Origin of the sequence: Actinoplanes flavus, assembly GCF_017592555.1 — a bacterium.
Taxonomy (GTDB): Bacteria; Actinomycetota; Actinomycetes; order Mycobacteriales; family Micromonosporaceae; genus Actinoplanes; species Actinoplanes flavus.
Map to the genome: position 1 here is coordinate 19,735 of NZ_JAGFNS010000042.1, position 12,467 is coordinate 32,201.

Sequence of the window (12,467 nt, forward strand, 5' to 3'; positions counted from 1 at the left end):
ATCGGTGGTCACCCTCGACCCGGCCGAGCCGCACCGGTGTGCTGACCGTTGCCGGATCCCGATAGATTCGCCCGGCTCACCCAGCTTCGTGGTGAGCCGGACAGCGAAAGAAGATCGATGAAGAAGACCACGCTCCAGGCCGGTGCCGCCGCCCTGGCCGCCGCCGCCATGCTGCTCGCCGGGTGTGGCAGCTCCGACTCGAGCGACACGGCGTCCACGGGCGCACCGGCCGCCACCCAGGCCGCCGACAACGGGGTGGCCGCTCTCACCGCCGACGAGATCCTGGCCAAGGCCAAGGAGGCGCTGAAGAAGGCCGGCTCGTACCACGTCAAGGGCAGCGCCACCCAGGACGGCACCGAGATGGCCATGGACTTCCGGGTCTCGGGCGTGAACTTCGCCGGGACGCTCTCGATGGGGCAGGGCGACGTGGAACTGCTGCTCGTCGACGGCAAGCAGTACATGCGGCCGTCCGAGGGCTTCTACACGATGCTCGGGATGGGCGAGACGGCCAAGACGGTGACCGCCGCACTGGGCACCAAATGGCTGGAGGTGTCCGCCACGGACAAGAGCATGTCCAGCATCTTCGGCATCGTGAACATCGACGAGATGCTGTCGTCGACCGGCACGGCCGCCAAGGGCGAACCGGCTCAGCTCGACGGGCGGCCGGTGATCACCCTGACCGACAGCGACGATGCCACGTCGAAACTGTTCGTCGCGACGACCGGTGAGCCGTACCCGCTACGGATGGGCGAGGCGACCGGTGACGGGATCACGTTCACCGAGTTCGGTGACACCTTCGCCGACATCAAGGCGCCCGCCGCCGACCAGGTCCTCGACATGGCGGCCCTGACCGGCAAGAAGTAGGACTACCAGCACCTTCGACGCTCCGGTGTGCGATTCACCTCATTTTGCAGGCCGTCAAGTTGATCGAATCGTTGCCGGAGGCCGATAGATTCGCCCAGCTCACGCAGGTTCCTGGTGAGCCGGACAGCGAAAGAAGATCGATGAAGAAGACTACGCTCCAGGTCGGTGCCGCCGCCCTGGCCGCCGCCGCCATGCTGCTCGCCGGGTGTGGCAGCTCCGACTCGAGCGACACGGCGTCCAAGGGCGCGCCGGCCGCCACCCAGGCCGCCGACAACGGGGTGGCCGCTCTCACCGCCGACGAGATCCTGGCCAAGGCCAAGGAGGCCCTGAAGAAGGCCGGCTCGTTCCAGGTCAAGGGCAGCCAGACCACCGACGGCACCACCGTGAGCATGGACTTCCGGATCGCCGGCGACGACTTCGCGGGCACGATGTCGATGGGTGACGGCGCCGACGTGGAACTGCTGTCGGTCGGCGGCAAGCACTACATGAAGCCGGCCGAGGGCTTCTGGGCCATGCTCATGGGCCCCGAGCAGGCGAAGAAGATGGTGGCGGCCACCGGCGGCAAGTGGGTGCTGGTGCCGGCCAAGGACCAGACCGCGACCGGCCTGTTCGCCAGCGCGAACGTCGACGAGCTCCTGAAGCCGACCGGCAAGCTGGCCAAGGGCGAGGCCGCGAAGGTCGGCGACACCGCGGTGATCACCCTGACCGACGCCGGCGACGCGACGGCGAAGCTGTTCGTGGCGACGACCGGCGACGCGTACCCGGTGAAGATCGGCGCGGACGCGGCGGGCGAAGGCATCCTGTTCAGCGAGTTCGGCGCCACCTTCGCCGACATCAAGGCTCCGGCCGCCGGCGAGTTCATCTCCCAGTCGAGCCTGGGCAAGTAGTTCCTGCCGGATCGGGGGTGTGGGACCGGCCCCGCGCACAGCCGGGCCCACACCCCTGAACCGTCCTCCCCTCGGGCGGGCGCAGGCGGGAGAGGCCGCCCTACCGAAAACCCGCCACCCGGCGCCGGCGCGCCGGCAGCAGGACGAGCAGGCCGATACCGGGCAACAGCAGCGCGCTCCCGATCAGTACGACGGTGGCCCACTCCTGGCCCGGCCCGGTCTTGGGCAGGGCGCCGGTGGCCGCACTGGAACTCTTCGACGAGCTGGCCGTCGCCGACTTGGTCGAGGTCGACGTTGTGGTGGACGTAGCCGTCGGCGACGTGGTGGTCCCACCGCCGGTGCCGAACGAGATCTTCACCTGGACCTTGTTGGCCGCCACGTCCTCCTCGCTGTGGCTGGACGGAAGCAACTGCGCCGCGATCACACAACCGTCATCGCAGGTCTTGGCCCCGTCGCTCCACGATTTGGCGATGGTGAGGGTGAGCGTCTTGGTCTTGCCGGAGCCGTCGGTGGAGACGAACTCGGCACCGCCGGTGAGATTGCAGTCGGTGGCGGTGGCCGGGTCGGCGATGCACTGGCCGAGCGCCAGGTCGGTGAGCCCGGCCTTGAACCCGGTCCCGTAGACGGTGATCTTCTCGCCGTCGGCGATGCCACTCGTCTTGGAGACGTGCAGTTCGGGCGCGGCCAGGGCCGGAGCCGTGTCGACGAGCACGACCGCGAAGGCGCAGATCAGGCCGGCGGCGACCGAGGCGGCCAGCCGGCGCAGGTGGCGGGAAAGAACCATGGAAAGAACCTCCATCATGGGTACGGGCAGTCAGCCGGCCGGCTCCCCGAAACGGGCCGACGAGCCGGCCGACTCTCCAGAACCGGCCGATGAGCCAGCCGACTCTCCGGAGCGGGCCGACAAGCCAGCCGACTCTCCGGAGCGGGCCGACAAGCCAGCCGACTCTCCGGAGCGGGCCGACAAGCTGGCCGACTCCCCCGAACCGACCGATTGGTCAGCCGGTTCTCCGGAGCGGGCCGATAGGCCGGCCGGATCACCGGAGCGGGCCACGGCAGCCTGGTCAGTGCCGAGGTAGGACAGGACGACCGCGGGGTGGGTCCGGACCTCGTCCGGCGTCCCGTGGGCGATGACCGTGCCGGCGTCCATGGCGATCAGCCGGTCGGCGACGCGGGACAGCAGCGGCAGGTCGTGTTCGATGACGAGGATCGTGGTGCCGAGTTCGGCGCGGACGCGCAGCATCAGGTCGCCGAGGGCCTTGCCGTCGGCCTGGGTGAGGCCGGACGACGGCTCGTCGAGCAACAGCAGCCGGGGACGCAGCGTGAGCAGGCAGCAGAGCTCGACGACGCGGCGGGTCCCGGTGGAGAGCTCCCCGACCGGCCGTCCGGCCAGCCAGTCCAGCCCCATGGCGGCCAGCGCGGCATCCGCCTGAGCCGCCTTGACCGCTTCCGATCGCTGATCACCGATCAGGTCCGCAGCCAGCCGCACCGGCGCGGTCCGTTCGGCGGCGACCATCACGTTCTCCCGGACGGTCATCGCCGGGAAGAGCCGCGCGTCCTGGAACGATCGCACCAGCCCGGCCCGCGCCCGCCGCTCCGGAGTCCAGCCGGTGACAGCGCGCCCCTGATACCGGACCACACCGCCGTCGGCCGCGGTGAACCCGGCGAGGATCTCGAAGAGCGTCGTCTTCCCGGCGCCGTTGGGCCCGATGATCCCGACGATCTCACCCTCGGTGACGGCGAACGTGGCGTCCTGCACAGCCCGCACCCCACCGAACGCCCGCCGGATCCCGGCCACCTCCAGCAGCGGCCCGGTCTCCTCCCCCGGCACCCCCGGCTCCGCCCGTTCCAGAGGCTCAGCGGGCAGCCGTGCGATGTTCCAGAGCCGCGGCTTCTCCCCCGCGACGGTCGCCCCTGCCTCCCGCAACCTCCCATCTTGGACAGAACCCGCACGCCGCCCAGCGAACGATGCCTCCGCCCCGGCGCCGGCTCCCACCCGGCCCCCGAGCCCTTCGTCCGTGGCCCCCATGTTTCCCGGCTCCGGCCGCGTGGACCATGGTTCTGCGGATCCTAGGTCCCCAGATCCCTGGCTCGCCGATCCTAGGTCCGCGGATCCGTGACTCACGGCCCCCAGGCCCGCGGACCCCAGGCCCGCGGACCCCAGGTCCGCCGATCCCTGGCCCGCCGATCCCAGACCCGCAGATCCTGGGCTCACGGATCCCTGGCCCGCCGATCCCTGGCCCGCCGATCCCAGACTCGCAGATCCCAGGCTCACGGATCCCTGGCTCGCAGATCCCAGGCTCACGGATCCCTGGCCCGCCGATCCCAGACTCGCAGATCCCAGGCTCACGGATCCCTGGCCCGCCGATCCCAGACCCGCCGATCCTGGGCTCACGGATCCGTGGCTTGCGGATCCCAGGTCAGACGATCCCCTCCCGGCCTGTGTCTCCGCCGGGTCAGGATCAGGGTCCGAAGTGGAAGCCACATCTGCCGAGGAGGGATCCGCATGGGCAACACCCGCAAGAGTCGAATCGGCGCCCGCCAGAACAGATCCGGCGTGTTCGTCGAACGCCTCGGGAAACCCCGTGGCCGGGACGGCATCCGGGACGGCATCCGGGACGGCATCCGGGACGGCATCCCGGATGGCAACAGAGATCGCGGCATTGGTATCCGGGTCGGCGACGCCCGAAGCAGCGGCACCCAAAACAGCCTCGTCCGAAGCGGCGGCACCCGAAACAGCGGCACCCGAAACAGCCACATCCGAGGCGGCGGCACTCGAACCAGCGGCAACCGAAACAGCGGCCCCCGAAGCTCCGACATCCGGAACGGCGGCGCGCGGAACGGTGGGGCGGCGTTCGTGGAGGCGGGTGAGGACGGTCGCGCCTGCGTGTGCCAGGTGGTGGGTGACGTTGGCGAGACCGTGGCGCTCACCCCACGCGACGAGGCGCCGCCCCAGGCGCGGGGCGCCGCGGGCGAGGAAGCCGCCCAGACCGTCCGGCATGAGGATGACCACGAGCAGCCAGACGAGGGTGAGTGCCGCCTGTCCGGGGATGCCGAGGGGGTGGAGCAGCGGCAACCCCACGATGATCACCGAGCCGAGCAGCGCTCCCCCGGTGCGGGCCAGCCCGCCGACGACCGCGATGGCGACCACGTCGATGCTCGCCCCGGCCGGGAAGTTGTTGATGCTCAGCTGCGACTGTCCGAAGCCGATCACCACGCCGCCGAGGCCCGCGAGGGCGCCGCCCACGGCGTAGGCCTGAAGTTTGCGCAGCGGGGCGGTCACGGTGAGGGCGCGTCCCGCCTCCTCGTTGTCACGCAGCGCGAGCAGGAGGCGGCCGAAGCCGCCGCCGCCGAGGCGGGCCGTGACCCACCAGCCGAGTCCCAGGAGCAGCAGGGCGAGAAGGTAGTAGTCGGTGGCGACGCCGACGACGTAGCCGTGCCACACCGGGTAGGGCGTGTCCAGCCCGTCGCCGAGCAGGAACGGCTGGCGCAGCAGCCAGCCGCTGGTGGCGAGCGCGAAGGCGAGGGTGGTGACGCCGAGGGCGACGCCGCGCAGCCGCATGGCCGGGATGCCGACGAGGATCGCGGCGAGCCCGCCGGCCGCGCAGCCGGCGACGGTGCCGAGGAACATGTTGCCGGTGCGCGTGGCGACCTGGACGGCGACGGCGGCGCCGATGCCGGCGAAGCCGAACTGGCCGAGCGACAGTTCGCCGGCGATGCCGGTCACCAGGATCACGGACAGCGCGACCAGTGTGTATCCGCAGATGGTGGTGAGGATGGAGGCGGTGGCGTTGCTGACCACGTAGGCGAGCCCGACGCCGAGGGCCGCGAGCAGCGCCAGCCCGGCTTTGGCGAGGCCGGACGGGGCCTCGCGTTCCTGGCGGGGCCACGGCGCGGTCGGGTCGTCGCGGCGGCCGCCCTGCCGCTGGCGCAGCAGCGAGACGAGGATGGCGAATCCGAGGACCACGTCGACGAAGCCGCTGCCCTCCTTGGAGAGCAAGACCTGTTCGAGGACGCCGACGCCGAGGGAGGCACTGAACGCGATCGGCAGCGACGTCATGCGGGCGAGGACCGCGCCGGCCAGGCCGCGCAGGAGCAGCTGGGGGCCGAGCGACTCGATCGACTGCACGCCCTGGGTGGGGGTGAGGAGGATGGCCGAGAAGGCGGCGATGCCCCCGGCGACCGCCCAGGCGAGGGTGGCCATCCGGGGAGCGGGCACGCCGTCGACGGTGGCGGCGTCCGGGTTGTCGGCGGCGGCGCGGATGCCGATGCCGTATTTGGTGCGCCGGAGGAAGAAGGCGAGCGCGGCCAGCAGCACCGGGGTGAGCAGGAGCATGGCGGTGAGCGAGGAGCCGACCGCGGTGGTGCCGATGCTGAAGGCGGGCAGGCCGGGCGGTTTCGGGTAGGTGGTGCCGGAGAAGCTGTCCCGGGACACGAGCAGGGCGATGACCAGGATGAACTGGGACAGGCCGAGGGTGGCGATCATGCCGATGACGCGGGGCCGCCGGTAGAGGCGCCGGACGATCACGATCTCGGTGAGCGCGGCGAGCCCACCGGCGACCACGATGGCGGCCGGGAAGGCCAGCCAGTAGGGCATTCCGGTGGCGAAGCGGGCGAGGACGGCGGCCCCGAAGACGCCGATGGCGCCGTGCGCGAAGTTGACGAACCGGCTGGACCGGTAGACGAGGACCAGGCCGACGGCGAGCAGCCCGTAGGTGAGCCCGGTGAACAGCCCGACGGTGAGCCGGTCGAGCCCGAGATCGAAGCCGAGGAGTGTCATGCCGCCGCCATGGGGACGAGGGACCGGGGTGTGCTCATGCGGCGTGCCCTCCGAGTACCAGGCGGCGGGCCAGGTCCGGGGATTCGCGCAGCTCGGCGGGGGTGTGCTCGGCGATGATCGTGCCGTGTTCCATGAAGAGCAGCCGGTCGGCGACGGACATGGCCACGTTCACCGACTGTTCGATGAGCAGCGTGCCGACGCCGGCTGTGGCCAGTCGGCGGATGAGTTCGAGCAGGCCGCCCACCACGACGGGGGCGAGCCCGAGGGAGAACTCGTCGATCAGCAGCACGTCGGGCCGCTGGATGAGCGTCTTGGCGAGCACCAGCATCTGCCGTTCCCCACCGGACAGGGTGGAGGCGGGCTGGTCGGCGCGGGCCCGCAGCCGGGGGAAGACGGCGAGCGCCCCGTCGACCGAGGTGGTGGGTTTCTCGTCGCCCCGGCCCACCGGGTAGGTGTGCATGCGCAGGTTGTCGCGTACCGAGAGGGAGCCGAACGCCTGCTGTCCGATGACCGTGGACATGCCGAGCCGGGGCCGTTGGGCGCCCGGCACGCCGGTGACGTCGAGCCCGTTGAGGAAGACGGTGCCGGCGCTGGGCCGGCTGAGCCCGGAGATCATCCGGACCAGGGTGGACTTGCCGACGCCGTTGGGCCCGCACAGTGCCACGGTCTCGCCGCGCCGGACGGTCAGGTCGACGCCGAACAGCACCCGGATCGAGCCGTAGCCCCCGGAGAGCCCGGTGGTCTGGAGGACGATGTCAGCGGCCAAGGGGGGTCACCGGCCCGTCGTAGGTGAAGCAGGCGCATCCGGTGTCGTACTTGAGGATCCGGTAGCCGGTGCCGGCCGCGTACCCGTCGGGGCCGAGTTCGCCGCCGAAGCCGGTGGCGGTGCGGTACGCGGGACCCAGGGCCCGGGCGGCCGCGGCCCAGGCGGCGGCGTTCAGGTTCGGTCCCAGGTTCGCGGCGGCGCCCTGGAGCAGCAGCGCGGCGTCACAGTAGGTGAGGGCGACCCGGGCGTTCTCCCGCTTGGCGAAGGTGATCCCGGCCTGCTGGTAGATGTCGAGGCACCTGCGCTCGGCGTCGGTGTCCGGGAAGGCGAGCTGGGAGTCCGGGATGTCGTTGGCCGGCGCGAACCCGATGCCGACCATGCCGGCCAGCGACTCCGGCGGCACGGTTCCCGGGTTGTTCACCATGAAGACGGGGCTGTCGAAGGTGGAGACGCCGTATCGGGCGGTGAAGCCTTGTGCCTTGGCGCTGGTCATGAAGAACGGCGCGAGCCGGGCCCCGCCGAGGAAGAACACCCGGTCGATGCGCTTGCCGCGGAAGTTGACGGCCGCCTGCGACAGGCCGCTGTTCAGGGTGCCGAGGCTGGTGGTGTCGATCCAGTTGACGGTGACGGTGACGCCGGCTTCGGCGAGCAACGGGACGACCAGTTCGTCGTACACCGATCTGTTGGCCGGGGTGTCGGCCGCGACCAGGCCGGCCTGGCGGCGGCCGTCGAAGAACCTCTGTGCCACGAGCACGTCGAGGAAGGAGGTGGCGAACGCGTCGTACTCGGGATAGGACGCGGTCCACAGGTAGGGGTCGAGCCGGGTGAACGTGGCCCGGTCGTCGGCGATCAGGGTGGCGTCCAGCATCAGGGTGCGCCGCTGCGCGTAGCAGGGCCGGGCGTTGGACTGCAGCTGTCCGGTGAGGACCACCGCGAACGCCTCGTCGTCCTGGGTGATCTGGCTGCACAGGGTGGTCTCGGCGGCCGGGGAGTCCTTGCTCGCCTCGTACTCGCGGTAGACGGCCTCCAGCTTGCGCCCGGCCACCCCACCGTGCGCGTTGACGTACGTCTCGAGGGCTTCGACCTGCTCGGACGGTTTGCCGACGTCGGCGTTCTGGAAGCCGGTCATGGAGGCGGTCTTGGTGAGGTCGGTGCCGATGAACACGACCTTCACGGTGTCGTCGGTGACGCCGGGTCCGGTGCCGTTCGCCGACGCCCCGCCGGCCGAGTCGGCGCCCGGCATGAGGGTGCCGCAGCTCGTGTAGGCGAGCGCCGCGGCCACCAGCACGGCGCCGGCCCGGACCAGCAGCGGCCGGTCCACTGGGCGGCGCGGCGACGGCGATGTCATTCGTCGTCCTCCTCGAAGAGGGTGAGGTCCCGGGGGTAGCGCCGGGCCATCACGTGGTCGAGCGCGTCCAGGTCGAGCACGGAGTCGCCGCCGGCCGGGCGTCCGGAGCCGACCAGGGCGCGCAGCGTCTCCAGGCTGAGCTGGGCGCCGGCCATCCGGCGTAGTCGCCGGGCGCCGGGGGCGTCGTCGAAGACCAGGTGGGCGCCGAGGCTGCCGAGGCGGACGACGGACGGCAGCATGGTCTGCGAGGGGTCGGCCCAGGCGAGTTCGGTGCCGCGGCGGCGGGCCCGGCGCAGCACGCCCCCGGCGATCAGGAGCAGGCCGGCGGCGTTGACGGCGAACAGACCCCAGGGGTACGCCTGGTGTGTGAGCCGGGCCCGGGCCAGTCCGCTGACGTCGGCCGTCACGACGTAGCGGCCGAACGCGGCGAGAGGCAGCTCGACCGGCACGGTGAGGGTGACGCTCTGGCCGGGCCCCAGGTCGGTGATCGGGGCCCGGTGGAAGACGTTGTCGTCGCCGCCTCCGCCGAGGCGGACCTGTGCCGTGGCGTCGACCAGCGTCGACGTGCCCGGGTTGCGGATCGTGTAGACGAGCAGCAGCCGGTCGGGGGCGCCGAACCAGGCGGCCGCCGTGCCGCCGGTCAGCCGGGCGTCCTGGACGACCAGGTCCCGGACCGGGTCGGCGGTGCGCGGGATCTGCCCGCTGGCGTGGCCGGTGATGGTGAGCGGCAGGTCGACGCCCGCGCCGGCGTCGCCCTGTACGGCGGCCACGTGGACGACGCACGGGCAGGCCTTGGGGGGTTCGCCGACGATCAGGTCGACGATGAAGGTGCCGTCCTTGCGTACCGGGGTGGCCATCGAGGCGCGGGTGTCGCAGGCGGCCGAGCCGGTCACGCCGCCTTCGCCGCAGGTGACGAACTGGAGCAGCTGGGACGGCTCCCAGCCTTCGCCGGTGACGCGGATCTTCTCGCCCGGCGACGCCTCGGTGACCGAGAGCCGGGCGACCAGGCCGCCGGCGCGGGCGGCGGCCGCCGGTGTGGCGAGCGCCAGCACGACGACCGCGAGGAGGACTCCGATCCGCCTCATCGGCCGGCCACCAACCCACGGGGCCGGGCCTCGCGGCTGCGGACCCGGCGGCGGGCGGCCCGGAGGAGCGAGCCGATCAGGATGGCGAGGATCATGGCGCCGCTGTACGAGTAGACGAAGGCCCGGTCGCTGCGGCGGGCGTAGACACCGCCGTCGGCTTCGACCACGACCGAGGTGGTGACGATGTCGAACGGCCAGATGCCCGAGGCGGTCATGGCGAACCTGCCTTCGGAGCCGGGGACCATGTCGCTGGACGGCGTCGGCCCGCTCACCGTGACGGGATGTCCGAACAGGCCGGTGACCCGGACGGTGGCCCGCGGCATGAGGTGCACGTTGCCGAGGTTCGTGACGGTGTACTCCAGGTCGCCCGTCACCGGCACCGGCAGCAGCGGCGATCCGATGTCCATCCGCAGGCCGGGCACCCCGAGGCCGGGCACGATGGTGCCGGCCACCCGCAGGTAGACGCGGGCCGCGACGGCGCGCTGGATCTTCACGGTGGCGCCGCCGCTGCGGGTGACGGCGCTCGGCTCGGCTTCCAGGGCCACGACGCCGCCGACGTGGTCGCCGGGGGTGGCGCTCGGTGGGACGGTGATGGTGAACGGGATGTCCGCGCTGGTGCCGCCCGGGATGGTCACCTTTCCGGCGCCGGATGTCACCCAGGCGCCGAGGCCGGTCTGCCGCCGGTCCTTGGTGCGCAGCGCGAATCCGCCGTCCTTGACGGTGTTGTAGGCGTCCGCGCCGTAGATCTCGAAGGCTTTCGGGTCTTTGCCGAGGTTGGTGACGCGTACCGATTCCTTGAGGGTCTGGCCGGCGGCCGCGTCGAGGAAGAAGTAGAGGCGCGGGGTGGGCCCGGCGTTCCCGGCCGGGGTGGGTGTCACCGCCCACTCGCCGTTGCCGCTGGCCAGGGCCGGGGTGGCCGGGACGGCCGCGCATGCGGCCAGCGCCAGGGCCGCCGCGGCGATCCGGGTGATCCGCATGTCTGTCCCTCCATCGGCATGGCGGCCGGAAAGTCGGAGAAGGAGTCGGGTGGGGGCGGTGGCGGCCGCCCCCACCCCGGGGCGGGGGCAGCTCCGGGTGATCGTGAGCGGCGCCGTGTAGGTGCCCGCGAGCTGGTTCACGGGCACTGCCAGGGCCAGTTCGGCCGAGGCGTCGAACGATCCGCCCGTACCGGTCGTGGTGTTGACCGGTCCCTTGCAGAGGGTGGCGGCGTTGACCGCCTGACCCGCGGTGCCGGGTTCCGCCGTGACGGCGTTGGTGGCGCCGGGGTGGGCCACGCAGGCGGGCGTCCAGGTGAGGGCGCTCGCCGGGATGGTGCCGCCGGGCACACCGGTGAAGTCGGTGACCTCCGCCGTCAGGTCCCACCCGAGGGTGCTGCCGCGGTGGTCGGTCACGTTGATCGCCGGGAGGGTGCCCTCGGCGGTCTGCGCGGTCCCGTTGAGGGTGATGCCGTCGAACGCGATGGTGCTGGAGCCGGCGCCCCGCGACATCGCGAGCGCGCCGCCGTTCACGGTCTGCGAGAGCTCGTAGGTGAGGTCGCACGCGGCGTCGACGTTGCCGGTCGCCGCGGTGCAGGAGTCCGCCGAGGCGGTCCACGCGGCCAGGGCGAACAGCTGGCCCGACGACGCGCCGATCCAGGCGGTCGCGGGGTCGTCGACGGTGAACGTGGCGGTGATGCCACCGGTCGCCGTCGCGGTGGTGGTGACCGGCGCGTCGGCGGTGGCCGGGGGCGGCGGTGCGCCGGCGAGCGCCTGGTAGCCGCCGACCGTGACCGTGCTGCCGGGGTTGAAGCCGGTGCCCTTGACGCTGACGACGGTGCCGGCGCCGCCGCCCGGGGGCGTGATGGTGATCGCCGGCGTGCCGAGGATCGTGATGGGTACGAGGACGGTGCTGGTGCCGTCGGTGATCGCCACGGTGCGGTCGCCCGCGGTGGCGTTCGCCGGGACGGCCAGCGTGCCGGTGCCGGCGCCGGTGGCCCCGGTGCTGCCGGTGCCGCTGCCCTCACCCGTACCGCCGCCGGCGCTGTCCTTGAGCGACGCGGTGAGCGTCGCGTTCGCGGCCAGGCCGGTGACCGAGTAGTTGATGGTGTTGCCGGAGCGGGCGGCGGCGGTGCCGGTCTGCCCGGTGATCGAGGTGATGGTCGCCCCGCCGTCGAAGACGGTGACCGGCTGGACGATGGTGGTGGCCGCCGGGCTCGCCTTGTGGTCCCGGTCGCCCTCCGCCGAGCAGTAGGTGGACGCCGTGGTGTTGGCGAACGTGACCTGCCGGATGGTGAGGTTGAGGGTGCCCGCCGCGCCGGCGGTGAAGGTGCCGGTGGCGGTGAAGCCGCCGAGCTTGGCGTAGGCGGCGACGGCGCCGGCCGGGTAGCTCGCCTGGTTGAGGGTGACCGTGCCGGTCTGGGATCCGGTGATCCCGACCGTGACGGCCACCGGCACGGAGCCGGCGGTGAGCGGGACCGGGCCGTTGGTGGATCCCTCCGCCGCGGTGAACGACACGGTCACGGTCTGGCCGGGCTTCGGCGACGCCGGAGTCTGGGTCAGGGTGAACGTGTCCGCCCACGTGCTCGGGGAGGAGCCGGTGCCGGCGTCGCTGAAATAGATCCGGCACCCAAGGGAACTCGCGGTCGGCCCGTACCCGGCGGCGGGCGCCTGGACGGCGACGACGCCGACCAGGGCCAGTGCCGCGATCAGGGCTCTTCTTGCGGTGGATGTCATGGTGGTGCCGCGTCCCCTCTCTGACA

The 12,467-nt window shown here is 72.2% G+C and carries 8 protein-coding genes; 2 read left to right on the forward strand and 6 right to left on the reverse strand.

The genetic code is table 11. The features are described 5' to 3' along the window. Positions 1 to 117 precede the first annotated feature (117 nt). Together J5X75_RS39540 and J5X75_RS39545 are read left to right on the forward strand one after the other, a co-directional pair. Entirely contained in the window at positions 118 to 864 is a 747-nt protein-coding gene (locus tag J5X75_RS39540) for a hypothetical protein (protein ID WP_208472848.1), read from the forward strand. A gap of 140 nt (positions 865 to 1,004) precedes the next feature. Beyond that, on the forward strand, positions 1,005 to 1,751 hold the full coding sequence (locus J5X75_RS39545) for a hypothetical protein (RefSeq protein ID WP_208472849.1): 747 nt from the start codon (positions 1,005 to 1,007) through the stop codon (positions 1,749 to 1,751). 100 nt (positions 1,752 to 1,851) lie between these two features. Here J5X75_RS39545 and J5X75_RS39550 read toward each other — a convergent pair whose 3' ends face one another. Genes J5X75_RS39550 through J5X75_RS39575 form a run of 6 tightly spaced genes read right to left on the reverse strand, consistent with a single transcriptional unit; the run spans position 1,852 to position 12,441 of the window. Further along, complete coding sequence (locus tag J5X75_RS39550) at positions 1,852 to 2,535, reverse strand: neocarzinostatin apoprotein domain-containing protein (protein ID WP_208472850.1); 684 nt, start codon at positions 2,533 to 2,535, stop codon at positions 1,852 to 1,854. A gap of 30 nt (positions 2,536 to 2,565) precedes the next feature. Next, the gene (locus J5X75_RS39555; protein ID WP_208472851.1) at positions 2,566 to 6,531 is read right to left on the reverse strand and encodes an ABC transporter permease subunit; all 3,966 of its coding nucleotides are present in this window, start codon (positions 6,529 to 6,531) and stop codon (positions 2,566 to 2,568) included. A gap of 34 nt (positions 6,532 to 6,565) precedes the next feature. After that, on the reverse strand, positions 6,566 to 7,297 hold the full coding sequence (locus J5X75_RS39560; RefSeq protein WP_208472852.1) for an ABC transporter ATP-binding protein: 732 nt from the start codon (positions 7,295 to 7,297) through the stop codon (positions 6,566 to 6,568). Further along, positions 7,287 to 8,645, reverse strand: coding sequence for an ABC transporter substrate-binding protein (locus J5X75_RS39565; protein WP_208472853.1), 1,359 nt, complete (start codon positions 8,643 to 8,645; stop codon positions 7,287 to 7,289). Before J5X75_RS39565 ends, J5X75_RS39560 begins: the two co-directional genes overlap by 11 nt. Further along, positions 8,642 to 9,730, reverse strand: a complete 1,089-nt coding sequence (locus J5X75_RS39570) for a hypothetical protein (RefSeq protein WP_208472854.1) — start codon at positions 9,728 to 9,730, stop codon at positions 8,642 to 8,644. Before J5X75_RS39570 ends, J5X75_RS39565 begins: the two co-directional genes overlap by 4 nt. After that, the gene (locus tag J5X75_RS39575) at positions 9,727 to 12,441 is read right to left on the reverse strand and encodes a WxL protein peptidoglycan domain-containing protein (RefSeq protein WP_208472855.1); all 2,715 of its coding nucleotides are present in this window, start codon (positions 12,439 to 12,441) and stop codon (positions 9,727 to 9,729) included. Before J5X75_RS39575 ends, J5X75_RS39570 begins: the two co-directional genes overlap by 4 nt. Positions 12,442 to 12,467 lie beyond the last annotated feature (26 nt).